Below are 24,486 nucleotides of genomic sequence, written 5' to 3'. Positions count from 1 at the left end.
TTGCGTTCGTGGTAGCCGTCGGCAGGCGCTCATGATCCCGCTGGCGCGCGCCGAGTCCATCGAGCTCCAAGGCGATCCGGCGGACACGCCGATGGTCTTCGCAGCGATCACCGAGGCGATCGGCAAGGTCGCCGACGTCAGCGAAGCGACGGGCGACCGGCTGGATCGGCGGCTACAGGTCGGCGCCGGGGGACGCGTGCGGCTGCTGGCCGGTGCGCCGGTGCAGCCGAAAGCCGCCGCGGCTGGCACGCTCGTCGTGACGATGGTGCTGGAGGAGACAACCGGCCTGCTGCCCGACCAGGTGAGGGACATCCTGGCCGCTGTACGGCGAGTGCCGTTCACCGCGACTGAGATGAGCGCGCTACGCGACCAGATGCCGCTCACGGCTGAGCTGCCGCTGTTCGCGCCTCCGGGATGTCTGGCGCAGGTGGCGCCGGTCCTGACGGTGCATCACATGCGCGACTTCCTCGTGCTGGTGGAGGCGGTGCAGGCGATGGGGGTTGCGCCGGAGGCCATCACCGTCTTGGACAAGGGCTATCCGTACCGGCACACCGCCCGGGTGGACGCCCACCTGACCTGGCAGGGCATCGCGGTGTGGCCATGGATGCGGGCCGCGGACGCGTTGGACGACCACGCCCAGCGCGCCACCCTCCTCGGCCGCCAGGGGCTGCTGGTCGACGACGGCGGCTACACGCTGCCTGTGCTGCTGAAGCACCGCCCCGACCTGCTGCCGCACTTCACCACCGGCCTGGTCGAGCAGACAATCTCCGGCATCACGCGGCTGGAGCCGTGGCGGCAGCTGCCGCTGCCGATCTTCTCCGTCGCCCAGTCCAGGATGAAGGCCACGGTGGAGTCCTACGGCGTCGCCGACGCGGCGATCCGCAACGCCTTGCGGTTGCTGCCCGAGGAGAAGCTTGAGGGACAGCCCGCGCTGGTCATCGGGCATGGGCGCATCGGCGAGCAGATTGCTCAGGTGCTGCGGTCGCGGCGGATGCGGGTCGCCGTCCACGACCGGCAGCTGGTGCGCCTCATCGCCGCCCACGAGCAGGGCTTCGTCACCGGCCGCTGCCTGAGCACGCTGCTGCGCGAGCACCGGCCGAAGCTGATCGTCGGCAGTACCGGCCGCACCAGTGTGCGCGGTGAGCACGCCGCCGCCATCGGCGGTGACTGCTACCTGGTGGCGACGACTTCCAGGGACCGGGAGTTCGCGATCGCCGAGCTCGCCGAGGAAGCCGTAGAGATCAGCGACGTCGGCGTGCTGGGCATCCGCATGCGCCTGACTTCCGGAGCCTGCGCGACGATCGTCGGTGACGGATACCCGGTGAACTTCCACCACGCCGAGTCGCTGCCGAACGCCTACTCCGACCTGATCCTCGCCAGCCTTCTGGTGGGGGCGGCCACCCTCGCCACCCCCGGCCACGGCTTCACTGCGGGGCACAACGTCGCCGCCTCCGACCGGGTGCTGGAGTCGTGCGGCCTGCTGGAGCGCTACTACTCGCGGTTCGGTCCGAAGCTCACATGAGGACCACCGAGCAGGGGGAGCGCTACTTCACCGCCGCTGACGCAGGAGCGATGTTCGAGCCGGGCCTGGTCACCAGCAGCACGGACCGGCGCCGCGTCTGGTACGCCATCCCCGACCCGGCTGATGCAGTACGGGTGGCGCTGACCGTCGCCCGCCGCTCCTGGCTCGACGCCGTGACGGTCGTCCCCGCCGGCGCCGCCTTGGCGCAGGCGGGCCTGGCCATGGCGTTCGGCGAGCATCTGCACGAGGTACGGCGTCGCCGCGGCCTGCACGGGGCGTGCGTGACCAGTCCCCTGCCGCCGCCCCTGCCACGCTCAGGGCTGTGCAGGTTGCCGCACCTGACCACTGTCGAAGGCCCCGACGAGACATGGCGGGACGCGGTGGTGTGGGAAGTCATGACCGCCGACCGGTTTCGTGCCTGGCTCGGCCGTGACCCGGTCAGCCTCACCACGGTCGAGGAGTGGCTGCCGAAACTGCTGGCCCTGCGCGGCGCCGTCCGCGCCGGCACCCTGCCCGACACCCCGGCGGTTCGTGCGCTGCGGCAGCTCCTGCAGACCCGCTACCTGTCGATCCGGCTGGTGCTGGAGCACCCGTCGTTGTTCACATCCCTACTGTCACCCAAGGAGACACGTTGACCAACAGCTGGTTTTCGACGTCCGGCGAGGACCTGTCGGCCGGGTACGCGCGGCACATGGCTACGCTGCGCGGCGCGGTACGGCACGCACTGGTCGCCCGCGCCCTGCGCACCCACCTGCCCGCCGGCTCGCAGCAGGTCCTGGACGTCGGCGGCGGGGATGGCCACCAGGCCGCCCAGCTCGCCCGCATCGGCCACCAGGTGACGGTGCTCGACCCCGACCCGGCGATGCTCGCCCAAGCCCGGCAACGACTGGAGGGCGAATCCGCTCAGGTGCGGCAGCGCGTCCGGCTGGTGGAAGGCAGCGGCCACGAAGCGGCGGACCTGGTCGACGGCGGCTACGACCTGGTGCTGTGCCACGGCGTGCTGATGTACGTCGAGACCCCTGAGCCGTTCGTGGCCGACCTGGTGGCAGCGGCCCGGCCCGGCGGCCTGGTGTCGCTACTGATGAAGAACCGTGACGCGCTGGCCATGCGACCGGGCCTGGAAGGACGATGGGCTGACGCGCTGGCGGTGATGAACGCCCACGCCGAGACAGGCAACCTCGGAGTGACCAGCCGGGCGCATACCGCCGCCGACATCGACGCGATGCTGGCGAGCGCCGGAGCCTCCACCGCGGCCTGGTACGGGGTGCGGGCCTTCACCGACCACCTGGGCGACATCCCGGTCGGCGACAGCTTCGACACGCTCCTTGACGCCGAATGGGAAGCTGGACGCCGCGACCCCTACCGGCGCATCGCCCGCCTGCTGCACTTCATCGCGCAGGCAACCCCGCAGGACACTCCATGACGGCGGCTCCGCTGACCTTCGGCGACGTGTGGACGGCCGCCCGCGGGCACTGCACCCGGGGCTGCTTCGGCTACCACTCCACGTGGCGGCTCTTCCGGCAGGCCGGGCTGAAAGGCAACCCCCGCTGGCACGAGGACTTCTACCGCAAGGCCCTCACCGGCCGGAGGCCGAAACGGGCGTTGGTGTGCGGCTCCTCCGATGAGACCATGCCGCGCCTGCTCACCGAACTGCTCCCCGACGCGCGGATCGTGGTGACCGACATCTGCCGGACGCCGCTGACGCTCGTCAACGCCTGGGCCGATTGGTGCGGCCGGAACGTGACGACCATGTGGGCGAAGGCGCCGGAACTGGCCAACGTGTCCGGCCCCTTCGACATGATCATCACGGATGGGTTGTTGTCCCTGCTGCCCACCCCGGACGACTGGGACACGGCGCTCGCCCGCTTGGCCAACCTGCTGACCGACGACGGCATGCTGCTGTACACCACCCGCATCGCCGGCCCCGCAGGACGGCTGGAATACGACCTGCCCGGCCGCGCCGTTCAGGCGCTGGCCACCGCCGCCGGATGGCCCGGCCCGCCGGGCGAACGGCTACGGCTGGCCCGGCAACGACTGCGCGGCTCATCGCGGCCCGCCCCGTTCACCACCTCCACCCAGCTGCGCGACACCTTCTACACCGAATTCGCCCAAGTGCTCCTGTCCACCCATGCGGCTGCACCGACACTCGCGTTGGCCCTGCACCCGGCGTTCTGGGCCGGGCGAGGCAGCATATGTGTCGGCGTGGCCGCCACCCACCCAAGGAGTCGGCTGTGACACTGCCGATCAGCATCTCCGTCTACCGGCCGGGAACGGCCCTCGATGAGGAACTCGCCGCCCTCGGCTACGCCGCCATGCGAGGCTGGCCCGATCAGCGGCCGGTGACCGCTGCACTGGTGCGGTCGCGGCTGCACCCCCCGGGAGGCGCCTTCCCCACGATCATGGTCGTGGCGCGCTCAGCCACCGGCGGCCTGGCCGGGGCGGCGGCGCTGCGCCACCCCGCCGCGCCAGGCGCACCGGCCAGGCTGTGGGGGCCCGCCGTCGCCCCCGAATGGCAACGGCAAGGGCTGGGCACCCTACTGCTGAAGTACGCCGCCGATTCCCTCCCCCAGGGGATGGTCGTGCTCACCGCGGAGATCCCCGCGACCCGCGAGCACGGCTGCACGTTCTACACTCGCGCCGGGTGGTGCCCACACTCCACTGCGGCGCTGCTGAAAGCCCCCATCGCTGGCGACCTCGCCACGCTGGATGAAGACCACACGCTGGTGCGGCCGGCGGGTCCTGGCGACGCCGCAGCACTGGGCCGCCTCTACCACACGGTTCACCCCGGTCACGGGTTCGCCGTCGCACAAGACACCTACCCGCGGTGGAGCAGCGACGAGCGATTCGTCGCCGATGGCCTGCTCGTCGTCGACGGCGACGGCTCCGGTCTGCAGGCCGCGGCCCTGGTCTATCCGCTCATCCACTCCGCCCCCGCAGAACCGGCGGAGGCGCTGCTGGCCGACGTGCTGATCCACCCTGGCGCCGACCGGGCAGCCCTGGCCGGGCCGCTGATCGCTGCGGCGCTCGCCGCAGGCGCCCGCCATGACGCCGAAGTGGCCCGCGCCATCGTCCCCACCACCCACACTGAGCTGCTGGCCGATCTGCGCGCGGCCGGTCTGGCCACGGTGGAGGAGATCCGCTACTACCAGGCGCCACTGGTGCCGCACACCGAAGGAGAATTCCTGTGACGACATCGGTCCCTGTGTCTCTGCCGAAGCGCACCCTCGGCCGGTGCGGCATCACCGTGCCCGCTGTCGGCATCGGCTGCTGGGGCATCGGCGGACCGGCCGAAAACCTCGGCCTGCCGATGGGCTGGTCCACCAGCACCTCACCGGAGGTGGCCGCCGCCGGCCTGGAAACCGCGTGGCAGATGGGCGCCCGCCTGTTCGACACTGCCGACGTCTACGGGCACGGCCGCTCTGAACGCCTGCTCGGCGACCTGGTCGCGCAGGTGCCGCGCGAGGAAATCGTGCTGGTGTCCAAGGTCGGCTACTTCGCCGGCACCGCACCGCACGGCTTCGACCCCTGGCACATGCGCCACCAGCTGGAGCAGACCCTGAACAACCTGCGCACCGGCCACCTCGACGCCTACTTCCTGCACCACTCCGACTTCGGTGAAGGTGACCGGTGGCTGGAGCCTGCGGTGGAGGCGATGCGTTCCTTCCAGCGCGAAGGGCTGATCCACGCAGTCGGCATGCGAGGTCCGCACCGGTTCGCCCGCGACCGCCTCACCGTCGCCGCCGACCAACGCGGCGACAAGATCGCCCGGTTTCAGGCGGTGTTCGACACGGTGCGCCCGGACCTGCTCGCGGTCCGCGACCACCTGCTGTCCCCGGCGGCCCGCTCCGAGGGCATCTTCGCGTTCGCCGAGAAGCACAAGGTCGGCGTGCTGATCAACAAACCGCTGGCGCAGGGCCTGCTGACCGGCGCCTACGACCCTGCGGCCATGCCGCTGATCGGTCCCGGCGACCACCGCTCGCGCAAGCGGTGGTTCACCCCTGCGGCGGTCGAGGTCATCGCCGAGGGGCTGAACGAGCTGCGCGGCCTGGTCGGGTGGCGCCGCGAGGACCTGATCCATATCGCCCTGTGGGCGTGCCTGGATCGCTATGATCAGGCGGCTGTGCTTGTCGGATTCACCACTGCGGAGCAGGTGGCGATGAACCTGTCTGCGCTGGGCGCGCCCCCGCACCCCGAGGTGATCGACCAAGCCCGCACGATCATGGGGCAGGTGCAGGCCCGCCTCGACGCCCATGGGGAGGTCTTCACCGACGAGACGGTGAGGGAACGCCAATGAGCGGCGACGACCGCCAGCAGCTCAGCATCCTGCAGGCGGGAGAGCACTATGCCCGCCCCGGCCAGGTGCGCGTCCTGACGCTCAACGTGCAGCACGCCAACCCCGCCCGGTCCCGGCGGCAAGCCGACTGGCTCGCCGCCCAGGACGCCGACGTCGTCGTGCTGACGGAGGTCACGCCTGGAGCACACGCCATAACTCAAGCGCTGGGCGAGCACGGGTTCAGCGTGCATCTGGGCGACGGCGGCGCGGACTATCTGACGGTCGTCGCCTCCCGCATCGGCAAACAGGAACCGGCCCCGCAGATTCGTCCCGGCCATCTGCCGCACCGGTGCGCCGCCATCCGCCTCCACCTCGACGACGGATCCAGCATCGGCGTGGTCGGCCTGTACGTGCCCTCCCGCGGTCCCCAGCAGCGCCGCAACGTCGACAAACGCCTGTTTCAAGACGCGGTGACGGAACTGCTGCCCGCCCTGGCCGACGACCTCGCGGTGACCGGCCCGATCGTCATCGCTGGAGACCTCAACGTCGTCGAGCGGGGCCACAAGCCGCATCACGCGGTGTTCGGCAACTGGGAGTACACCTTCTACGACGCGTTCGCCGCCGCCGGATACGGCGACGCGTTCCGCCGCCACCACCCCGACCTGGACGATTACTCCTGGTACGGGCGCCGCAGCGGCGAAGGCTACCGATTCGATCACCTGTTCTGCTCCCCGGTCGGCGCGGTCATCGACTGCCGCTACGTGCACGAGCCCCGCACCTCGGGGCTCAGCGACCACGCGGCGATGACCGCGACCATCACCCTGCCCACCGGCACGCCCTAACCCCTTTTTTCACCGCGCAGCCCTGAGCGCCCCCTGAGGCGCCACAGGGCGGGTTCGTCATGCCCTCATCCACGTATCTCAGTACGGAGGCTTCGCATGCCCCCCACCATCAGCGCCAGCCACAGCCTGCTCCTGGAGGCCATCGGCCGGCTCAGGCTCACCTCACTGACCCCCGCCCAGCAGCAGGCGATCCACGACATCCCCCGCAGCCAGCCCAACGCGCTGCGCGACACCATCGTCAGCCTCCTGCCCGGCCGTAACGTCGTGCTCACCGGCACGCTGGAGCGGCGCCTACTCGCTGTCAGCACCGGCCGGCCCGGCGCGTGGCTGCTGGCCGACCTGTCCGGGCAGCCGCACGAAACACGCGTCTGGCCCGACTGGGCCACCCAACACGTGCACCTGGACACCCCCGGCGCGTGGATCAGCCACGCCGTCCTGGCCCCGGCCGCCGTAACCCGGCTGACCCGGCCCCGTATCCTGCTCGCCGCCCTGTACCGGCCGGAGTATTTCCCGTTGCCACGCTTCCCGCTGGCGATCTCCGATCTGGCGCGGGCAGCCCGCTCCACTCTGTCAGGCCGGGTCGACCTGATGGACATGCAGCTCAGCGTCACCCTGGACGACGTCATCAACGCGGTCAGCACCAAGCAGCCCGACATCCTCGGCATCAGCGCGACGTTCGGCCAGCACGATCTGATGATCCGCCTGCTGGACGCCGTCCAGGGCAAGGTGCCGCTGATCCTGGCTGGCGGCAGCCTGACCGTCCGCAACGAGGCGCTGCTGCTGGAGAAGTATCCGGAGCTGCTCGTTGCCCGCGCCGCCGGCGAGCCGACCATCCGCGACGTCATCGCGCACTGGCACGGCGACCTCGAGCGCGACCAGGTTCACGGCATCGGCTACGTCGGCGCGGCGCGCGGCGGCGCGATGGCCGTCGGCTGGCGCCGCACCGCGGCGGTGCCCAACCGCGACGCCGACGACTTCTTCCCCGAGCTGGACCTGCTGCAGGACACCTTCGCCCACCAGGGGGTGATGCAGTTGGAGACGACCCGCGGCTGTACCAGCCAGTGCTCGTTCTGCCCGCGCGGCCATAAAGGGATGTGGGCGGGCGGCGCCCCTGAGCAGCTGCCGTGGATGCTGGAGGCGCTGAAGGAGGAGTTCGACCGCCACCCCGACCTCTCCCGCACCCTGTACCTGGTGGACGAGGAGGCCATCGGACGCGGCGACGACGCCGTTCCGCGGGCACTAGCCGTCGCCGCCGAGATCACCAAAGCGGGTTTCAAGTGGGAGACGTCGTGCCGCATCGACCAGGTCGTCCACCCCGGCCACGACCGGGAGTGGCACATCGAGCGGGCCGAGATGTGGCGGGCTCTCGTCCGCGACGGGCTGCGCCGCATGCTGTTCGGGGTGGAGTCCGGCGTCACCTCCATCCTGCGGAGATTCAACAAGGAAACCACCGGCGAGCAGAACGCGGTCGCGATCCGCACCTTGTCGGCGCTCGGCGTGCCGACGCGCTTCACGTACATCACTTTCGATCAGCTGATGAGCCTGGAAGAGCTGCACGCCACGCACGCCTTCCAGGGGCGGACGGATCTGCTGTTGCGTCCGATGCCGCACTTGAGTGCTGAGGAGATCGTCGACGGTGTCCGTAATCCGTCGTTCGTCGCCGAGCACAGTGCCGGTCGGCCGTTCTACACCGGCATCTCCTACATGCTGGTGTCGATGGAGCCGCTGGTGGGTGCCGCATACACTCGCATGCTTCAGAGTGCAGGCCTGGCGGGGACGGTGCGCCCGTCGATGGGCCGCATCGACGCTCGTTTCGCCGACCCGCGTATCGGCGTCTGCTCCGAGCGGGCACAGCTGTGGGTCGACCGGAACTTCGCGCTGGACTACACGCTGAAGTCCCTGGAGAAGGTGCTGGACGGTGAGCCACGCCGCGAGGTTCGTGCGGCCCGGGTCGTCATCAAGGACGCCGCGTACGCCGTCTTCACCCGCATGCTCGACCTCATCGACGAGCATCCCGGCCCGGTGCAGCTGAGGCAGCTCATCATCCGGCTGGACGCGATGCTGGACGAGCAGGTCGAGGTGCTGCGCAGCCGCATGGCCGCCACCGTGCCAGGAGTCGTCGCGGCGTTGCCATCGCAGGCCGCCGACCGGCTCGTCCACGAGCACAGCCGGTGGGCGGCCACGACAGGCTGGACATTGATCAACGCGGCTGATCCGTGTGGGACCTGAGCCGCTGCAGGTCAGGCAGGCTCAGAGATCGGCACCCAGTTGAACTCGGGGCAGTATCGGGAGTATGTGGCCAGCTTCCAGGCCGCGTACTCCCGCGTCCGGCCGGTGGCGCGCAGCAGGTGTTTGACCCAGGTGTGGGCGATCCGTTCCCGTCGGCTCATGCCGGTGTCGATCTCGTCGAGCATGCGGCACGCGACCACGAAGTCCTCCTCGGTCAGCGCCGACAGGTCGATCTCGACGCCGTCGACCTCGAAGGAGAACACCAGTCGGGTGGTGGTGAACCGGGTGAGACGCTCGCCCTTGAACGCCGCGTGCGGGGCGAGCGCCGCTGTCAGCTCCTCGCGGCCGGCGACCGGGTAGCCGATTCCCAGATCCAGATCACTGGTCTCCAGGTTGAGCTGGATCCCGAAGGAGCCGACGTCACGCGGCGTGTGCCCGGTCCAGGACTCGACAAGGCGGGCCGCCGTGGCGCGGACCCGCAGGAGTCGCTCATCCTCCGCGCGCCGTGCCTGCCAGAACGCCTCGGCTCGGCGGAACTCCTTGGCGTCGAAGGACTCGGGAACAGCCCACCCCGAGGCCAGGACGGCCTCAAGATCGAGGCTCGTCGCCGTTCCATCCGCAGAGATCGTTTGTTCGGTCATCGACCCAGCGTAGTAACAGCGGCATCGCGCGCCTCGGGAGTTCCCGCATTTCCCATGGGGCTCCTGGTGTCGGAGCCTCAGGGGCGGAGCGGATCCTTGTCGGCGGGGGAGAGGTCGCTGGGCCAGAGCCGGTAGACGTTGAGACGGGTCTCGTAGTACTTGTCCGTCTCCCCGACCCACTGCATGCCGATGCGCTTGGCCGTCGCCGCGCCGCGGTCGTTGTTCACCCGGACGACCGCGACCAGCTCGTGGGCGCCGATGGAGAACGCCCAGGCGGCCAGGGCGCGGCCGGCCTCGGTGGCGTAGCCCTTTCCCCAGGCGTCGGGGGAGAGCTGCCAGCCGATCTCGATGTCCTCCTCGTCGGGAGGCAGGTAGCGCAGGGAGAGGCCGCCGACGACCCGCTGGTCGGAGTTGCGGACGATCGCCCACCGGCCCAGCGGGGGCGTGAGGGTGCTGCGGTTACGGTCCCACGACTCCAGCGTGGCCCGCATCGCCTGCTCGCCCTCGAGCTGCGTCATCGCGGGGGAGAGCCACCGGGTGACCTCGGGGGCACCGTAGATGGCGAGGGCCTCGGCGGCGTCGTCGGGACTCCAGTCACGCACCGTGAGGCGGGCGGTGGTCAGTAGGGCCATGTTTTCCTCTCCCTGACGAGTTGACCGGCCATACGGCGACGAGAGGACGCCGACCTGGAGAAATATCGGTTTCTTGCTGGAAATATCCGACGTATTGCACTTGTGAGAGTACGCCTATTCACCGGGTAGCGGCGAAGCAGGGCGGGGATAGCCGGGACGTCTCCCTGGTGTCTCCAGAAAAGGAGGGTGGGCGTCACCCGCCGTGACCGCCCACGCTCTCCCGGGGGAGGGCGCGGGAAAGGGGGATCGGTCCGCCCTCGGAGCCGGGAGACGGCAGGGAGGAACGGCCCGCCTCTCCAGGACGGGAGGAGGACGCCGGATCGGCCTCAGCCCTCCAGGGCGTATCGCATCACCCGGAACTTGGCCTCGGCCTCGGCGAGCTCGGAGGCGGGATCGGAGTCGCCCATGATGCCGCAGCCGGCGAACAGCCGGGCGGTGGGGCCCTCGATCTGGGCGCAGCGCAGCGCGATGCCCCACTCACCGTCGCCCCGCGCGTCGATCCAGCCCACCGGGCCCGCGTACCCGGCGCGGTTCATGCCCTCCAGTTCGCGGATGACGCCGAGAGCCGCTCCCGTGGGAGTGCCGCCGACGGCGGCGGTCGGGTGCATGGCCGCCACCACGTCAAGGACCGAGGCCCCGTCCGACAGCCGTCCCCGCACCGGGCTGGCCAGGTGCTGGACGTTGGAGAGCACCAGGAGTTCGGGCTCCTCGGGGATCTTCAGTTCGGCGCAGAGCGGGTCGAGCGCCTCGCGCACCGAGGCGACCGCGCAGGCGTGCTCGTAGCGGTTCTTCTCCGAGGCGAACAGGGCCGTGCCGCGCGCCACGTCGTCGGCCTCGTCGGCGCCCCGCGGGATCGTGCCGGCGAGCACCAGGGACTCGACGGTCTCCCCGGCGCGCCGGACCAGTAGTTCGGGCGTGGCGCCGACCAGCCCCGCGCAGGAGAAGGTGTAGCACTCCGGGTAGCGTCCGGACAGGCGGGCGAGCAGCAGCCGGACGTCGATCGGACGCTCCGCGACGGCGGTCAGGTCGCGGGCGAGCACGGTCTTCTCCAGCCGGCCCGACCTGATACGCCGGACGGCCCTGGCCACGGCGTGCTCCCACTCGGGCGCGGTCAGGCTGCCGTCGCCGTAACGGATCCTGCCAGGGGCGCGGAGTGGGGTGACCGCGTCGAGCCGCCGCTCGCCGACGGTGGTCAGCCAGGCGCGGCCGTCGCGGCGGGCGAGGATGGTCTGGGGGACGACGAGAACCGAGCCGCGCGCCTCCGGATCGAAGGTGAAGGAGCCGAAGGCGACGGGACCCGAGCCGGGCGCCGTCACGTCGTCGTCGACGTGCGCCTCACCGAAGAGGCCCGACAGCCGTTCGCGGGCCCAGTCGAAACGGCCCGGACCGGGCGGCACGGTCAGGCGGACGGCCTCGCCCCAGGCGACGAGGCCCTCTCCGCGTCTCACCCAGGCGTAGGGGGCGGCCTCGGGCAGTCGGGTGAACAGGTCACCGGGGTCGTCGATGGGGGTGGTCGTCACCACGAGAGGACGGGTTGATCCGAGCGCTACACTCACCTCCGCCACTCTATGCGGGGAACTGAACGTGTTCGACGGCAGTATGCCCGCCAGCACATCCGCCACGCGCTGTCAAGAAAACCAAGGCACTCGGTCAACAGACTCTACCGTCCTGGCCTGCGGTGATACATCCGAAGCAGACGCGATCTCTCAGCGGAGGTGTCATGCTTCGCACGACTGTGACAGCACTCACAGGGCTGGCCGCCCTCATGACCGCCTGGGCGCCCCCGGCCGGAGCCACCCGGACGGCGGAGCCCTGGCGGCCGGTGGTCATGGCCGCGCTCGGCGACTCCATCAGCGCGGGGTTCAACGCCTGCGGCTGGTATCTCACCTGCGCCTCACGCTCCTGGTCCACCGGTGACCATCCGAGCGTCCAGAGTCAGTACGTGAGGCTGCGGGCCGCGGACGTGGTCGCCGGGAGCAAAGTGAACCTCGCCGTCCCCGGTTCCACCAGCGCCGACCTCGCCGGGCAGGTGGCCCGGGCGGTCAGCCGGCGTGCCGACTACGTGACGGTGCTGATCGGCGCCCAGGACGCCTGCGTGTCCGCCGAACGGCTGATGACCCCCGTGGCCGTCTACGAGAGGCGGGTGGCCGAGGCCCTGGCGCTGTTCCGTGCCGGGCGGCCCGGCGGCCGGGTGTTCGTGGCGAGCATCCCCGACCTCAAGCGGCTGTGGCAGATCGGCAGGAAGAACCCGGTTGCGCGCGGGTTCTGGGCGGTGGGCCGGATCTGCCCCACCATGCTGGCGCGGCCCACCTCGACCTCGGTGGCCGACCAGGCGCGCCGTGACCGCGTGCGCGCCAGGGTGGCCGACTACAACGCCGCGCTCGCCAGGGTCTGCGCGGCGTACGGCCCCGCCTGCAGGTTCGACGGCAACGAGGTCTTCAGGCAGCGCTTCACGACCGGACACCTGAGCAAGTGGGACTTCTTCCACCCCAACGCCGCGGGCCAGAAGCTGATCGCGGAGAAGACCTACGCGATGATGCGCGACTGGCTCACCGAGGACGACACAGCGGGCGACACCGGGCCCGTCCCGGCCCCGGCCCCCGTTCTTTGATCTGGGCACCCTCCGGCGCCGTGCGCGCCTCCGTTGCGCACGGCGCCGGGTCTCCCTCGTGGCCGGTCCGTTTCGGGGGAGGTGAGGCGGGTGGTCTAGAGCCAGCCGTTGTGCCGGGCGGTGCGGGCGGCCTCGATGCGGTTGCGGGTGCCGGTCTTGCCGATCGCGGCGGACAGGTAGTTGCGCACGGTGCTCTCCGACAGGTGCAGCCGCCGTGAGATGTCGGAGATCGCCGCGCCGTCGGCCGCCGCGGCGAGCACGTCCCGTTCGCGATCGGTGAGCGGGCTGGTACCGGTGCTCAGCGCGGCGGCGGCCAGTACGGGGTCGATCACCTTCTCGCCGGCCAGGACCCGGCGGATCGCCGCGGCGAGATCCTCGACGGGACCGTCCTTGACCATGAACCCTGCGGCGCCCGCCTCCATCGCCCGCCGCAGGTAGCCCGGCCTGCCGAAGGTGGTCAGGATCAGCACCCTGCAGCCCGGCAACCCGTCCCGCAGCCCGGCCGCGGCCTCCAGGCCACTCGCCCCCGGCATCTCGATGTCCAGCAGGGCGACGTCGGGTCGCACGGCGAGCGCGACCGGCACGACCTCGTCGCCCCTGGTGACCGTGGCGACCACCTCGATGTCGTCCTCCAGGTCGAGAAGCAGGGCGAGCGCGCTGCGCATCATGCCCTGGTCCTCGGCGAGCAGCACTTTGATCATGGCAGCGTCACCCTCAGCAGGAAGCCGTCGCGGTCATGGGTCTCCAGCGTCCCGCCGAGTGCGACGACCCGCTCGGTCAGGCCGCGCAGGCCGTTGCCCGCCGGGCTCCCGCCGCGTCCCCGGCCGTCGTCACGGATCTCCAGCGTCGTTCCCTCCAGGAGGATCTCACAGGTGCCCGCGGCGCTGTGGCGGACCACGTTGGTCACCCCTTCCCGCACGGCCCAGCCCAGCAGGGCGTCGGCCTCCGGTGCCCGCCGTTCCCCGGTGACGGTGACGGTGACGGTGACACCCGCGTCGGCCAGGGCCGTGCGCGCCGAGGCCAGCTCCGCCTCCAGCCCTCGGCCCCGATAGCCGGTGACCGCGGCCCTCACCTCGGTGAGCGCCTCCCTGCCGACGGCCTCGATGTCGGCCGCCTGCCGCGCCGCGGCCTCGGCGTCGCGGGGGGCGAGCCGTCGTACGGCCTCCGCCTTGACCACCATCACCGACAGGGTGTGCCCGAGCAGGTCGTGCAGGTCGCGGGAGAAGCGCAGCCGCTCCTCGGCCACCGCGACCCGGGCCAGCTCCTCGCGGGTCTCCTGGAGTTCGGCGATCACGGAGAACAGCTTCAGGACGACACTGACCACGAGGCCGCCGGTGGTCGTCCCCCAGCTGGCCAGGGAGATGCTCTGCCAGCTCGCACCCGCGCGCCACATCACCGCCACCAGTGCGAGTGTGAGCGCGGTGAGGATGACGTAGACGGATCGGCCGCGCAGTACGACCCCGCAGGCGATGGTCATCAGCGGCGCGAGGTAGAACCAGTTGTGCGCGAAGCCCGCCAGCAGCAGGAAGGCCACCGTGAGCAGCCCGGCCAGCGCCACGGTCGCCGCGCGCCGCCCGTTGTGGAAGGCCAGCCGGACGCACAGCACGTACAGGACGGCGAAAACGGCGACGCCCAGCGCGGCCGGCACCGTCGGCCGCACGTGGCCCGCCGCGAGGTCACTGATCGGGGGGTAGGCGAGCATCAGCCACGGGTAGAAGGCGAACTCTCCAGGTCCACCTCCCCTTCTTTGTGAACCCTCCCTCCCCGCCATCTTCTCCCGCCCCTTCCTGGCCTTTTTCCCGCCCGTCACCTCCGCAGCCTGTGGCCCCTTCACCCGCACCTCCCGGGGCCGCTCCGCCTTCCCGCTCATCGGGTCACTCCTATCACGCGGCTCATCGAACGCGCCCTGCCCGGCGGTAGCCGTACACCGCCAGGATTCCGAAGACGACCAGCCAGCCGGTCAGGATCAGCGCCGTGCCGGCCCCGGGCGTCTCGCCGAAGGCGACCTTGCGCGGCAGGTCGGCGTAGCCGAAGCTCGGCGTCCACTGCGCGACGACCCTCAGCCAGGAGGGGAAGCCCTCGGTGGGCAGCCACAGCCCTCCGACGATCGCCATCGTCATGTTGGCCGCGATGGTGAACACGGCGGCGGTCTGGCCGCTGAACAGGTAGCCGAGGGCCATGCCGAGCAGCGTGAAGGGCAGGGAACCCACCCAGAGCAGGAGCACGATCGAGATCCACTGCCAGACCTCCAGCCGTACCCCGTTGAGCAGCGCCGCCGACAGGCACGCCCCGGCGATCGCGGGCAGCACCATGAGCACGCCGGTCGCGGCCTTGCCCGCGACCACCCGTACCGGGGCGAGGGGAGTGGTCCGCAGCTGCCGCAGCCAGCCCGCGGTCCTGTCCTCGGCGATGCCGGCGCCGTTGTTGAAGGCCGAGCCGATCGCCCCGAAGGCGGCCATGTTGACCATCATGTAGAGGGCGGCCCAGACGCGGTCGTCGCCCGCCACGCCGAGGTTGGTGAAGACGAGGTACATCGTCACGGGCATCGCGAAACCCATGATCACGTATCCGGGGTCGCGGAGGATTCTGGTGACCTCCAGGCGGATGTAGCCGAACATCAGACCTGCACCTCCGACGCTTCCGTTGCCCGCTCCGTCTGGCCCGCCTGTCCTGTCAGTGCGAGGAAGGCGTCCTCGAGCGCGGCGGGGACGACCTCGAGGTCTCGTACGCCTCCCGCCGCCGCCAGTGCCACGACGGTGGCGTCGGCGTCGCGGGTACGCAGGTGGGCCCGCTCCCCTCGGATCTCGACGGAGACGACCCCGGGCAGGCGTTCCAGGAAGACGCCGTCCTCGCCGGCGGTGACGCTGACCGTGGACAGCGCGACCAGCCGCTTGATCTCCCCGCTGGTGCCGTCGGCCACGATCCGGCCTTTGTCGACCACCACGACCCGGTCGGCGTACTCGTCGGCCTCCTCCAGGTAGTGGGTGGAGAACAGGATCGTCCTGCCGCGCGCGGTGAAGGCGCGCATGCTCTCCCAGAACTCCCGCCTGGCCCGTACGTCCAGCGCCGCGGTCGGCTCGTCGAGCAGGATCAGCTCGGGGTCTCCGGCCAGCGCGAGCGCGAAGCGGACCCGCTGTGCCTGGCCGCCAGACAACCGCTCCAGCCTGCGATCGGCGAGCCCTTCCAGCCCGGCGATCGACAGCACCTCCCGCAGGGGGAGCGGCGCCCGATAGGTCCCCGAGACGAATCCGACCAGCTCGCGGACCGTGGTCCGGGAGACGAGGCCGCCCTCCTGGGGCATCGCCGCCAGCCGCCCGCTCCGGACCGCGTCCTCGGGGGTGCCCCCGAGGACGCGCACCGTCCCGGAGTCGGGGGTCAGCAACCCGAGCAGCAGCGCGATCGTGGTCGACTTTCCCGCGCCGTTGGGACCGAGGAGGGCGACGGTGCGCCCGGCGGGGATGCAGAGGCTGAGACCGTCCACGGCGCGTACCGCCCCGAAGCGTTTGGTCACGTCCTTGAGTGACACCGTGTCATTCGCGTCATTCGTGTCGTCTGTCATGTGGACGACGCTACGGAGCGTGCGTTGTTCGAGGCAGATCCATCGATCCACAGCCAGTCATGACAAATGTCCCGGTGCTCCGCCCTTCCGAGAACTCCGGGATGTCCGGCCCTCCCGGGCTCGCCGGGGCCCGGCCGGTCCGCCAGGGCATCGCGGTGGCCCTGGCGCCGGGCTCTCCGAGGTTCTCCGCCGGAGCCTGTCCCCTCTCAGCCCGCCGGCGCGGCCAGCGCGGCGGCGGTCTCCCGCGGCCTGGAGACCATCGGCCAGTGACCGGTCGGCACCGCGACGAAGCTCCACTCGGGCCCGGCGAGCGCGGCGAAGAAGGGATGACCGGAGGCGATCATGGTGTGCACCTGCTCCAGCGGGAACGAGCACGTGACAAGCGTCTTGGGCAACTCGTCCGCGCCCCCCTTGAGCATCAGGGGCTGGGTCATGGTCCCGTACGGCTGCGGGGTCGCGCGGGCGGCGAGCCACTCGCGCTCGGCCTGACCCAGTCCTTCCAGGCCGGCGCCGGCACGCTCGTGCTCCTCCCAGGAGGGGAACGGGTAGTGCACTCCCTCGCCCCGCTCGGTGACCCGCCTCTCGACGAACGCCCGCCACTCGGGCTCCTGGAGGTCCAGCTGGGACATCCCGTCCGCCATCGGTCCGCTGTCGACGTAGACGATCCGGGCGACGCGCTCGGGAATCCGGTCGGCCGCACCGGTGACCGGGGCGCCGGCCCCGCTGTGGGCGACGAGGATCACCTCGGTCAGATCCGCGAAGACGACGGTGTTGACGATGTCCTGGATGTGGGTCTCCAGGTCGACCTCGGGGCCCGCCAGGTGAACCCTGTCGCCCAGGCCGGTGAGCGTGACCGGGTGGACGTCGTGTCCGGCCTCGCGCAGCGGCCCGGTGACCTTCTCCCAGGCCCACGCGCCGAGCCAGAAACCGGGGACCAGGACGTAGGTGCTCATAGTGTCTCTCCTCTGTTCGCCTGGTTTCACCCTAGGATCGAATCCGGACAGTATTCGTCCTGATTTTCGAGGGGGATTTACGGATGACCGCAGCCCGGGTGCTCGCGTTGCTGGAGTTGCTGCAGGCCACCCCCGGCCTGACCGGCTCCGACCTCGCCGCACGGCTGGAGGTGGACGAGCGCACGGTCCGCCGCTACGCGGTGAGACTGTCGGAGCTCGGGGTGCCGGTCCAGGCCGAGCGGGGCCGGTACGGCGGCTACCGGCTACTGCCCGGCTACAAGCTCCCGCCGCTCATGCTCACCGACGACGAGGCCACGGCCGTGGTGCTGGGGCTGCTGGCCGGGCGGCTGACCGGGCTGGCGGTGGGGGAGGCCGCGACCGAGAGCGCGCTGGCCAAGATCCAAAGGGTGCTCCCGCGCCCGCTGCGCGAGCGCGTCGAGGCGGTGTCGGAGACGCTGGGGCACACCGGGAACGCGGAGCCGAGGGTGAGCGCTCCGAGGGCGGGACCGCTGCTCGCCCTCGCCGGCGCCGCCCGGCGCCGGGTCACCGTCCGGCTGGCCTACCGTTCCTGGCGCGGTGACGCCTCCGAGCGCGATCTGGACCCGTACGGCATCGTCTTCCACTCCGGCCGATGGTACGTCGCCGGGCTTGACCACGGCAGCGGGGAGATCAGGACGTTCCGGGTGGATCGGGTGGCGGGCGCCGCGTGTACCGAGCGGGGCTTCCAGGTTCCCGACGGCTTCGACCCGGTGGCCCACGTGGTCGGATCGCTGTCGGCGGTGCCGTACCGGCACGAGGTCGAAGTGCTGCTGGAGACCACCCTGGAGGAGGCCGCCGCGTGGATCCCCGCCGCCACGGCGACGTTGGCCGAGACCTCCGGCGGGATCTTACTGTCCACCAGGGCCGAGCGGCTGGACGGGATGGCGCGGATGCTCGCCGGCTTCGGCCGACCGTTCACCGTGATCGCCCCCGCCGAGCTGCGCGACGAGGTCAGGGCATTGGCCGCCCGCCTCGTCGCCTCCGCCGACGCCTCCCCGCCCTGAAGCGACCCGGGGACGAAGTCGTCGAGCGATGAGGAGCAAGGGTTCCTTTTTGTTGAATGTAATCCGGTTTCGATGGGCGCTTGCTCTGTCGCGCGGTGGGCGTGGCCGACACTCCAGTGTATCGAGTTTGACTTATATAAGCAGAGCCTGAAATATTTGCCGAGTACGTGTTCGATGTTCCTGGCCGCCGGGTCCGGCATCGAAGCCGTCGTCGAGCGGGACGTTCCCGTAACGGCGGACATTCTCATCCATTCCCCCTCTGATGGGAGCCCCGATGTCGCAGAAGATCACCACTTTCCTGATGTTCCAGGGCGCGGCCGAGGAAGCGATGACGTTCTACACGTCGCTCTTCGACGACGCCGAGATTCTCAACCTCCTCCGTTACGGCCCCGAGGGTCCCGGCGCGGAGGGCAGCGTGATGCACGCCACGTTCACGATGGCGGGCGGGCAGTACATGGCCATCGACAGCAACGTGGAGCACGCCTTCGGCTTCACCCCGTCGGTCTCGCTGTACGTGCAGTGCGAGTCGGACGCGGAGATCGAGCGCCTGTACGCGGCGCTGTCGGAGAACGGCGAACCGCTGATGCCGCTCGGTTCCTACGGCTTCAGCAAGCGCTTCGGCTGGACCAACGACCGCTTCGGCGTCTCCTGGCAGCTGAACCTCGCCTGATCTTCTCGCCGTGACGGATCCCGCCCCCGTCGGTGGGATCCGTCGCATGCGATGTACGTGGCCACGCGTGTTCACGGCCGTCGTCGTTCGATCGTCGTTCAGTCGCCCCGCAGGACCTCGCGCAGCCGGGGGACGAATCCCTCGGGGTCGTCGAGGAAGGCGATGTGGCCACCGGGGAAGTACGTCGGCTCCGTGCCGAGCGCGGAGGCGAGCGCTGTCGACGCGTGGTCGCAGAGCTGGCCTGCCGACTCCTTCCCGATGCCGACCACGATGCGGGGCGACCCGGCCCGCAGTGCGGCGATGTCGGGCTGCCAGCGGGTGGTTCCGCGCATCTCGTGCAGGAACCAGAAGCGCTCGTCCGCCGCCTGCTGCGGATCGGGCTCGGCCGGAGCCTGCGCGGGGCCGTCGGCGGACTCCTCGAAGTCGGGCAGCGGGATGTTCGCATTGATCATGAACTTGGTCCAGGCACCCGCGACGTCGCCGGAGACGTAGGTGGCGATGATGTCCTCGACCGCCGCGTCGCGCTCGTCGGGGTTGTCGAGCAGACGGTTCAGCGGGGGCTCGTGCGCGATCACGGTACGCACCCGCTCGGGATGGGCGACGGCGAGCGCCAGCGCGGTGACGGCGCCGCCGCTGGAGCCGAAGACCGCGGCAGGGCCGGCGTCGAGGTGGGCGAGGAGCAGGGAGAGGTCGTCGGCGCGCAGTTGCGGGGTCGAGTCCTGGCCGGGGGTGTCGAGGGAGCTTCGGTTGACGCCACGCGGGTCGGTGGTGAGCACGGTGTGGTCGGTGGCGAGCAGGCCGGCCAGCGGCGCGAAGTGATCGGCGTGCATCGGGGCGCCGACGAGCGCCACGAGAGGGCCCTGCCCCCGCACCTCGTAGTGGAGTGTGGCGCCGGGGACCTTGAGGGACCCGGTGGTGACGGTGGTGCGGCTCATCGCGATCTCCTGGAACAGTCTGGAACGGTGCTGTGGTGCTCGGTCGAAGTGAAGACTCCGAGCGTGGGGCAGAATCGTCGCTCGTGAGGGAAATTTCTTCGCGGTTCGCGGACATGACGGTGGAGGGTGCCGGGGAGGCCGATCCGGCGCGGACGCGTGCCCGGGACGAGGACCTCGCCCCAAGCCGCGACGGGGGCAGCGATCCGGCTCGCGGCGGGGACACCGACGGGGACACCGACGGGGACATCGACGGGGACACCGACCTGGTCCGGGCGCGTGCCGGGGACGACGCGGCGTTCACCCGTCTCGTGGAGCCGTTGCGCCGCGAACTGCACGCCCACTGCTACCGCATGCTCGGCTCCACCCACGACGCCGACGACGCCCTGCAGGACGCCCTGCTGCGTGCCTGGCGGGGACTCGCTCGCTTCGAGGGCCGAAGCTCGCTGCGCTCGTGGCTCTACACCGTGGCCACCCGCACCTGCCTGGACATCGTCGGCGCCCGGGGCAGGCGGGCACTGCCCGTCGACCTCGGCCCCGCCAGCGACCGCGCCGTGCTCGGCGACCCCCCGCTGACCGACGTCGCCTGGCTGAGCCCCTACCCCGACGCCGGTCTCACCGACGCCCCCGTGGGCCCGGACACCCGCTACGAGCAGCGCGAAGCCGTCGAGCTCGCCTTCGTCGCGGCCCTGCAGCACCTGCCGGGCAACCAGCGGGCGGCACTGCTGCTGTTCGAGGTCCTCGGCTTCTCCGCCGCGGAGATCGCCCTCACGATGGACACCACCACCACGTCGGTGAACAGCGCCCTGGCGCGAGCGCGCAGGGTCGTCGCGGACAAGGTCTTCCCCCGCACGCAGCAGCCGACATTGCGGAAGATCGGCGACGCCCGCGTACGGGAGATCGTCGCCGACTACTCCTCCGCGCTGGAACGCGGCGACACCGACGCCCTGGTCGCGCTGCTGACCGAGGACGTCACCTGGTCGATGCCGCCGATGGCGCACTGGTACCGCGGTCTGGAGGCGGTCACCGACTTCGCCGTACGGGTCCCGCTGACGACGTGCGGAAGCTGGCGGCACCTCCCGGTCGGCGCGAACGGCCAGCCGGGAGTGGGCTGCTACCTCTGGGACGAGGGCGCCGCCGCGCACCTCGCCTGGTCGATCAACGTGTTCACCCTGCGCGGCGATCGGATCGCCGACATCACCTCGTTCGTCGACCCCGGCCACTTCGCCGCCTTCGGGCTGCCCGCGTCACTGCCCTGAGCCCGGAGCAGGCCGAGGAGCCGGTCCCCCCGCCGGGACGACGCACGCCCGTCGGCACCGCGGCATCGGCCGATCAGTCGGCGCGTCACGGGAGGCCGGCCCGGACTCGCGACCAGGACTCGGGCACCTCATCTCAGGGCGGCACGGGGTCCGCCGCTCCGCCCGGGGTCAGCTGAACCGCCGGTCGAGGTGGAACGTCACCTCGGCGCCGGCCTGGTCCTTGCCGATGAGCTTGCACAGCGCGGCCCTGAGGGGAAGCCAGTGCGGACCGTCGCCCGACGGCATGAGGGTGGCGGTGAACGGGTGGCCGTCGATCGTCCCGCCGACCTTCACAGCCCGCCTCGTGCCGAGGAGTTGGGCGGAGTCCGGCACGGTCACGAAGGTGGCGAAGGCTCCGTCCTTCTCGATGGGCGCGGTGAAGGCGTGGTCGAGCGGTTGTGCGGGCTTCTGCGCGGACATCTTCGTCTCCTGACGTCGTCTTGAGTCACCGGAAGTCATCGGGAAAGCCGTCTGCCGATGAGGTGTCGCCACCGGGCCGGAGGTTTTGGCGCCGGTGGAAGAGGTGACTCCCGCGACGGGATGGAATCGTCGCTCATGGGCGAGAATCGTCCGCGGACCGTCGGCGGACATCGCGCCAAACCGTGATCGGGTGTCGGGGTGGAACCCCCGACACCCGATCACGGTCTCACGCCCTCGGCTACTGGACCGACCGCCCACCCGGGTGGGCGGGCTCCGCCTCCGGCACCCTGACCTCGGGCTGCCCGGAGTGTTTCCTCGCCTCCTTCGCCGCTCGTGTCGCCTTGATCGTGGCCTTCTTGCTCTTCCCCGAGCTCTTCGCGGCCTTGTTCCTGGAATCCTTGGCTTCCTTGGCGTCCGTCATCGTTTCCCCCGTTGTGCTTGATGGACGATGCCTTCGATTAGGCATTCAAGGCGGTTTAATACCCTTTACCGGCATCAATCATCCACGTTCGGTGTCCCATCGGACACGGAGCGTGTCCGGATGTCGTGATGGGGTCCGCCGGATGCCGGGTCGTATGTCGAAGTCCCGTGCTCCGGCCGCCGTGCCCGCTCGCCGCGCACCGGGCCGGAAATCCGGTTGCGGTCCCATCCGGCCGTACCCGACCATGAACGCATGTTCCGGCACGCCACCCTCGCGACGCCCGCCACCGCGGGCGCGCCGGAGCGTGCCCCGATGTCCGCCGCACCGCGGCTCGACGGCGCGGAGCGCTGACCCCTTCCCGTGAGTCCCGGGTGACCCGGCGGGGAGGGGTCGGCCGAGCACGGGTCGCCACCACAGGCGAGCATCAAGGGAAAGAACAGTCATGGCCAAGCAGGCCTACGTGCGGAACAAGCCGCACCTCAACATCGGCACGATGGGACACGTCGACCACGGCAAGACCACGCTCACCGCGGCCATCACCAAGGTGCTCAGCGAGCGGGGCGGCGCGAGGTACGTGCCGTTCGACCGGATCGACCGCGCTCCCGAGGAGGCGACGCGGGGCATCACGATCAACATCTCCCACGTCGAGTACGAGACGGCCACGCGGCACTACGCGCACGTGGACATGCCGGGCCACGCCGACTACGTGAAGAACATGATCACGGGAGCGGCGCAGCTCGACGGGGCGATCCTGGTGGTGTCCGCGCTGGACGGAATCATGCCGCAGACCCGCGAGCACGTGCTGCTCGCGCGGCGGGTGGGTGTCGAGCACGTCGTGGTCGCGCTCAACAAGTCCGACGGGGCCGACCCGGAGCTGGCCGACCTCGTCGAGCTGGAGCTGCGGGACCTGCTCGCCGAGCACGGCTACCTGGACGTGCCCGTCGTCAGGGTCTCCGGGCTGCGGGCACTGGAGGGAGACCCGGAGTGGACGGCATCGGTCGAGGCACTGCTCCAGGCGGTCGACGACCACGTCCCGCTGCCGGTCCGCTACACCGACGCCCCGTTCCTGCTCCCGGTGGAGAACGTGCTCACCGTCACCGGGCGGGGCACGGTCGTCACCGGGGCGATCGAGCGCGGAACGGTCAAGGTCGGCGACAGCGTCCAGGCCGTCGGGCTCGGCGAGGGTTTCACCGCCGTCGTCACCGGGGTCGAGACCTTCGGCAAGACCATGGAGCGGGGCGAGGCCGGTGACAACGCCGCGCTTCTGCTGCGCGGGGTCCGGCGCGAGCAGGTACGGCGCGGTCAGGTGCTGGCCGCACCCGGCTCCCAGAGCGCCCACCGCGCCTTCACCGCCCGCGTCTACCTCCTGACCGGGCAGGAGGGCGGGCGCAGTGGCGCCGTCGCGACGGGTTACCGGCCGCAGTTCTACCTGCGGACGACCGACGTACCGGGCCGGATGGACCTGGGGGACGCCGGCCTCGCGCTGCCCGGTGAGACGGTCGAGGTGACCGTGGAGCTCGGCAGGCCGGTGGCGCTGGAGGCCGGTCTCGGCTTCGCGATCCGTGAGGGCGGCAAGACGGTCGGCGCGGGAACGGTGACGGCCCCGCTCGACTGAACCGGGCTCGGCGCGATCCGGCACGGCCCGCGTCGGGCGGCCGTTCGACGCTGGCCGTGCCGGTGATGTCCCCGCACCGCGTGACGATCCGGTACGAAGATCGCCACCCTTCTCGCGAGGTCGGTGGGAGGCCCGGCCAAGCGCTCTCGCTCACCGGCGCACCATCCTCGCCGCCGGGGACGTGGACGCGGCGTCAAGCGGCCCGCCGGGTGATGCGAAGGAGAAGGTCAGGGCGGTGGAATGTCGAGATCGCGGAGAAGGCTGGGAATCGCCCGACACCTCTGCGGGCGCCGTATCGCCCCCGTGAGAGGGCATGATCGCGTGCTCAGATTGCGTCCACGAAAAGAACGGGTAAATCGAAGCTCTCGGAAAGGATAATGATCTTCACGATTGGGCAGAACGTCCGCACACGGCTTGCGTTCCGGGGAGGTGATGCATGGCCTGGTCACAAGACGAGGAGCGCATGCTGCTGCAGATCGAGCGGCACCTCATCGACGAGGATCCACGACTCGCCGCGCGGCTGGAGTCGTTCAACGAGCGCGTCCAGCGCAAGGAGGGCGGCGGCCGCAGGCGTGGCGCGAGGAAAGGGCGGAGGCGGTCCTCCTGGCGTCTCCGCCGCTCGACGGTGATCATCATGTTCAGCTGGCTGCTGATCGCGACACTGATCGCCACGCTTCTCATCATGGTGCTACGTCACGAGGCGGTCGCGGCGCTCCCGTTGTGATGGTGGTCGCCACCTTCGTCCGCCGGTCGATGTCGCGACCGCCCGAACGCTCGGAGCACTCCGGGCGTTCGGAGCGAAGACGGCGGGCGGCGCGCAGGCCC

General features: G+C 70.8%; 25 protein-coding genes. 14 read left to right on the top strand and 11 right to left on the bottom strand.

From position 1 onward, the window contains the following. Positions 1-31: 31 nt before the first annotated feature. From AB0B90_RS28285 to AB0B90_RS28250, 8 genes are all read left to right on the top strand, one after another. On the top strand, positions 32-1,522 hold the full coding sequence (locus tag AB0B90_RS28285; protein WP_350947187.1) for a hypothetical protein: 1,491 nt from the start codon (positions 32-34) through the stop codon (positions 1,520-1,522). Beyond that, on the top strand, positions 1,519-2,157 hold the full coding sequence (locus AB0B90_RS28280) for a hypothetical protein (RefSeq protein WP_350947188.1): 639 nt from the start codon (positions 1,519-1,521) through the stop codon (positions 2,155-2,157). Before AB0B90_RS28285 ends, AB0B90_RS28280 begins: the two co-directional genes overlap by 4 nt. Next, on the top strand, positions 2,154-2,945 hold the full coding sequence (locus AB0B90_RS28275; RefSeq protein ID WP_350947189.1) for a methyltransferase domain-containing protein: 792 nt from the start codon (positions 2,154-2,156) through the stop codon (positions 2,943-2,945). Before AB0B90_RS28280 ends, AB0B90_RS28275 begins: the two co-directional genes overlap by 4 nt. Beyond that, entirely contained in the window at positions 2,942-3,757 is an 816-nt protein-coding gene (locus AB0B90_RS28270) for a class I SAM-dependent methyltransferase (protein ID WP_362925705.1), read from the top strand. The genes AB0B90_RS28275 and AB0B90_RS28270 overlap by 4 nt, the downstream gene beginning before the upstream one ends. Beyond that, on the top strand, positions 3,754-4,710 hold the full coding sequence (locus AB0B90_RS28265; protein WP_350947191.1) for a GNAT family N-acetyltransferase: 957 nt from the start codon (positions 3,754-3,756) through the stop codon (positions 4,708-4,710). Before AB0B90_RS28270 ends, AB0B90_RS28265 begins: the two co-directional genes overlap by 4 nt. Continuing rightward, positions 4,707-5,816 carry an aldo/keto reductase gene (locus AB0B90_RS28260; RefSeq protein WP_350947192.1) on the top strand — a complete coding sequence of 370 codons (1,110 nt, stop codon included), beginning with the start codon at positions 4,707-4,709 and terminating at the stop codon, positions 5,814-5,816. The genes AB0B90_RS28265 and AB0B90_RS28260 overlap by 4 nt, the downstream gene beginning before the upstream one ends. Beyond that, the gene (locus AB0B90_RS28255; RefSeq protein WP_350947193.1) at positions 5,813-6,637 is read left to right on the top strand and encodes an endonuclease/exonuclease/phosphatase family protein; all 825 of its coding nucleotides are present in this window, start codon (positions 5,813-5,815) and stop codon (positions 6,635-6,637) included. The genes AB0B90_RS28260 and AB0B90_RS28255 overlap by 4 nt, the downstream gene beginning before the upstream one ends. Positions 6,638-6,733: 96 nt before the next feature. Beyond that, positions 6,734-8,866 (top strand): hypothetical protein, encoded by a 2,133-nt coding sequence (locus tag AB0B90_RS28250; RefSeq protein WP_362925701.1) that lies wholly within the window; start codon positions 6,734-6,736, stop codon positions 8,864-8,866. 11 nt (positions 8,867-8,877) lie between these two features. Here AB0B90_RS28250 and AB0B90_RS28245 read toward each other — a convergent pair whose 3' ends face one another. The 3 genes from AB0B90_RS28245 to AB0B90_RS28235 form a co-directional block, all read right to left on the bottom strand. Continuing rightward, a complete protein-coding gene (locus AB0B90_RS28245) occupies positions 8,878-9,507 on the bottom strand; it encodes a hypothetical protein (RefSeq protein WP_350947195.1) in 630 nt (209 codons plus the stop codon). A 77-nt stretch (positions 9,508-9,584) separates the two neighbouring features. Beyond that, complete coding sequence (locus tag AB0B90_RS28240; protein WP_350947196.1) at positions 9,585-10,139, bottom strand: GNAT family N-acetyltransferase; 555 nt, start codon at positions 10,137-10,139, stop codon at positions 9,585-9,587. Between the two features lie 326 nt (positions 10,140-10,465). Beyond that, positions 10,466-11,695 (bottom strand): isochorismate synthase, encoded by a 1,230-nt coding sequence (locus tag AB0B90_RS28235; RefSeq protein WP_350947197.1) that lies wholly within the window; start codon positions 11,693-11,695, stop codon positions 10,466-10,468. Positions 11,696-11,874: 179 nt separating this feature from the next. On the opposite strand from AB0B90_RS28235, the gene AB0B90_RS28230 reads away from it, so the two are divergent. Further along, positions 11,875-12,750 (top strand): GDSL-type esterase/lipase family protein, encoded by an 876-nt coding sequence (locus tag AB0B90_RS28230; RefSeq protein ID WP_350947198.1) that lies wholly within the window; start codon positions 11,875-11,877, stop codon positions 12,748-12,750. 95 nt (positions 12,751-12,845) lie between these two features. Here the strand turns inward: AB0B90_RS28230 and AB0B90_RS28225 are convergent, their stop codons facing one another. The 5 genes from AB0B90_RS28225 to AB0B90_RS28205 form a co-directional block, all read right to left on the bottom strand. Beyond that, positions 12,846-13,451 (bottom strand): response regulator transcription factor, encoded by a 606-nt coding sequence (locus tag AB0B90_RS28225; protein WP_362925698.1) that lies wholly within the window; start codon positions 13,449-13,451, stop codon positions 12,846-12,848. Continuing rightward, the gene (locus AB0B90_RS28220; RefSeq protein ID WP_362925696.1) at positions 13,448-14,620 is read right to left on the bottom strand and encodes a histidine kinase; all 1,173 of its coding nucleotides are present in this window, start codon (positions 14,618-14,620) and stop codon (positions 13,448-13,450) included. The genes AB0B90_RS28225 and AB0B90_RS28220 overlap by 4 nt, the downstream gene beginning before the upstream one ends. Positions 14,621-14,642: 22 nt before the next feature. Then, positions 14,643-15,368, bottom strand: coding sequence for an ABC transporter permease (locus tag AB0B90_RS28215; protein WP_362925694.1), 726 nt, complete (start codon positions 15,366-15,368; stop codon positions 14,643-14,645). Beyond that, on the bottom strand, positions 15,368-16,309 hold the full coding sequence (locus tag AB0B90_RS28210) for an ABC transporter ATP-binding protein (RefSeq protein WP_362925692.1): 942 nt from the start codon (positions 16,307-16,309) through the stop codon (positions 15,368-15,370). The genes AB0B90_RS28215 and AB0B90_RS28210 overlap by 1 nt, the downstream gene beginning before the upstream one ends. Before the next feature lie 206 nt (positions 16,310-16,515). Continuing rightward, the gene (locus AB0B90_RS28205; protein WP_350947203.1) at positions 16,516-17,262 is read right to left on the bottom strand and encodes an alpha/beta hydrolase; all 747 of its coding nucleotides are present in this window, start codon (positions 17,260-17,262) and stop codon (positions 16,516-16,518) included. Positions 17,263-17,345: 83 nt separating this feature from the next. Between AB0B90_RS28205 and AB0B90_RS28200 the strand changes: the two genes are divergently transcribed. Together AB0B90_RS28200 and AB0B90_RS28195 are read left to right on the top strand one after the other, a co-directional pair. After that, complete coding sequence (locus AB0B90_RS28200) at positions 17,346-18,305, top strand: YafY family protein (protein WP_362925689.1); 960 nt, start codon at positions 17,346-17,348, stop codon at positions 18,303-18,305. A 274-nt stretch (positions 18,306-18,579) separates the two neighbouring features. Next, the gene (locus AB0B90_RS28195; protein ID WP_350947205.1) at positions 18,580-18,975 is read left to right on the top strand and encodes a VOC family protein; all 396 of its coding nucleotides are present in this window, start codon (positions 18,580-18,582) and stop codon (positions 18,973-18,975) included. Between the two features lie 98 nt (positions 18,976-19,073). Here the strand turns inward: AB0B90_RS28195 and AB0B90_RS28190 are convergent, their stop codons facing one another. Further along, positions 19,074-19,910: an alpha/beta hydrolase gene (locus AB0B90_RS28190; RefSeq protein ID WP_362925687.1), complete on the bottom strand. Its 837-nt coding sequence runs from the start codon at positions 19,908-19,910 to the stop codon at positions 19,074-19,076. Positions 19,911-19,993: 83 nt separating this feature from the next. On the opposite strand from AB0B90_RS28190, the gene AB0B90_RS28185 reads away from it, so the two are divergent. Next, positions 19,994-21,166 carry a sigma-70 family RNA polymerase sigma factor gene (locus tag AB0B90_RS28185; RefSeq protein ID WP_350947207.1) on the top strand — a complete coding sequence of 391 codons (1,173 nt, stop codon included), beginning with the start codon at positions 19,994-19,996 and terminating at the stop codon, positions 21,164-21,166. 168 nt (positions 21,167-21,334) lie between these two features. On the opposite strand, the gene AB0B90_RS28180 is transcribed toward AB0B90_RS28185, so the two are convergent. Both AB0B90_RS28180 and AB0B90_RS28175 read right to left on the bottom strand, forming a co-directional pair. Then, on the bottom strand, positions 21,335-21,625 hold the full coding sequence (locus AB0B90_RS28180; RefSeq protein ID WP_362925685.1) for a DUF1905 domain-containing protein: 291 nt from the start codon (positions 21,623-21,625) through the stop codon (positions 21,335-21,337). Between the two features lie 238 nt (positions 21,626-21,863). After that, complete coding sequence (locus AB0B90_RS28175) at positions 21,864-22,046, bottom strand: hypothetical protein (protein ID WP_350947209.1); 183 nt, start codon at positions 22,044-22,046, stop codon at positions 21,864-21,866. A gap of 442 nt (positions 22,047-22,488) precedes the next feature. On the opposite strand from AB0B90_RS28175, the gene tuf reads away from it, so the two are divergent. Beyond that, positions 22,489-23,661, top strand: coding sequence for an elongation factor Tu (gene tuf / locus AB0B90_RS28170; protein ID WP_350947210.1), 1,173 nt, complete (start codon positions 22,489-22,491; stop codon positions 23,659-23,661). 436 nt (positions 23,662-24,097) lie between these two features. Next, positions 24,098-24,385 (top strand): DUF3040 domain-containing protein, encoded by a 288-nt coding sequence (locus AB0B90_RS28165; RefSeq protein WP_350947211.1) that lies wholly within the window; start codon positions 24,098-24,100, stop codon positions 24,383-24,385. Positions 24,386-24,486: the final 101 nt, after the last annotated feature.

Origin of the sequence: Streptosporangium sp. NPDC049078, from assembly GCF_040648855.1 — a bacterium.
Lineage (GTDB): Bacteria > Actinomycetota > Actinomycetes > Streptosporangiales > Streptosporangiaceae > Streptosporangium.
This window is presented reverse-complemented; position numbering and strand designations above follow the sequence as displayed.

What these genes read in the sequence shown, in the direction of transcription:
- AB0B90_RS28285 (WP_350947187.1), top strand. Translation starts at nt 32, where the DNA reads ATGATCCCGCTGGCGCGCGCCGAGTCCATCGAGCTCCAAGGCGATCCG.
- AB0B90_RS28280 (WP_350947188.1), top strand. Translation starts at nt 1,519, where the DNA reads ATGAGGACCACCGAGCAGGGGGAGCGCTACTTCACCGCCGCTGACGCA.
- AB0B90_RS28270 (WP_362925705.1), top strand. Translation starts at nt 2,942, where the DNA reads ATGACGGCGGCTCCGCTGACCTTCGGCGACGTGTGGACGGCCGCCCGC.
- AB0B90_RS28255 (WP_350947193.1), top strand. Translation starts at nt 5,813, where the DNA reads ATGAGCGGCGACGACCGCCAGCAGCTCAGCATCCTGCAGGCGGGAGAG.
- AB0B90_RS28250 (WP_362925701.1), top strand. Translation starts at nt 6,734, where the DNA reads ATGCCCCCCACCATCAGCGCCAGCCACAGCCTGCTCCTGGAGGCCATC.
- AB0B90_RS28245 (WP_350947195.1), bottom strand. Translation starts at nt 9,507, where the DNA reads ATGACCGAACAAACGATCTCTGCGGATGGAACGGCGACGAGCCTCGAT.
- AB0B90_RS28240 (WP_350947196.1), bottom strand. Translation starts at nt 10,139, where the DNA reads ATGGCCCTACTGACCACCGCCCGCCTCACGGTGCGTGACTGGAGTCCC.
- AB0B90_RS28225 (WP_362925698.1), bottom strand. Translation starts at nt 13,451, where the DNA reads ATGATCAAAGTGCTGCTCGCCGAGGACCAGGGCATGATGCGCAGCGCG.
- AB0B90_RS28220 (WP_362925696.1), bottom strand. Translation starts at nt 14,620, where the DNA reads ATGAGCGGGAAGGCGGAGCGGCCCCGGGAGGTGCGGGTGAAGGGGCCA.
- AB0B90_RS28215 (WP_362925694.1), bottom strand. Translation starts at nt 15,368, where the DNA reads ATGTTCGGCTACATCCGCCTGGAGGTCACCAGAATCCTCCGCGACCCC.
- AB0B90_RS28210 (WP_362925692.1), bottom strand. Translation starts at nt 16,309, where the DNA reads ATGACAGACGACACGAATGACGCGAATGACACGGTGTCACTCAAGGAC.
- AB0B90_RS28205 (WP_350947203.1), bottom strand. Translation starts at nt 17,262, where the DNA reads ATGAGCACCTACGTCCTGGTCCCCGGTTTCTGGCTCGGCGCGTGGGCC.
- AB0B90_RS28200 (WP_362925689.1), top strand. Translation starts at nt 17,346, where the DNA reads ATGACCGCAGCCCGGGTGCTCGCGTTGCTGGAGTTGCTGCAGGCCACC.
- AB0B90_RS28195 (WP_350947205.1), top strand. Translation starts at nt 18,580, where the DNA reads ATGTCGCAGAAGATCACCACTTTCCTGATGTTCCAGGGCGCGGCCGAG.
- AB0B90_RS28190 (WP_362925687.1), bottom strand. Translation starts at nt 19,910, where the DNA reads ATGAGCCGCACCACCGTCACCACCGGGTCCCTCAAGGTCCCCGGCGCC.
- AB0B90_RS28180 (WP_362925685.1), bottom strand. Translation starts at nt 21,625, where the DNA reads ATGTCCGCGCAGAAGCCCGCACAACCGCTCGACCACGCCTTCACCGCG.
- AB0B90_RS28175 (WP_350947209.1), bottom strand. Translation starts at nt 22,046, where the DNA reads ATGACGGACGCCAAGGAAGCCAAGGATTCCAGGAACAAGGCCGCGAAG.
- tuf (WP_350947210.1), top strand. Translation starts at nt 22,489, where the DNA reads ATGGCCAAGCAGGCCTACGTGCGGAACAAGCCGCACCTCAACATCGGC.
- AB0B90_RS28165 (WP_350947211.1), top strand. Translation starts at nt 24,098, where the DNA reads ATGGCCTGGTCACAAGACGAGGAGCGCATGCTGCTGCAGATCGAGCGG.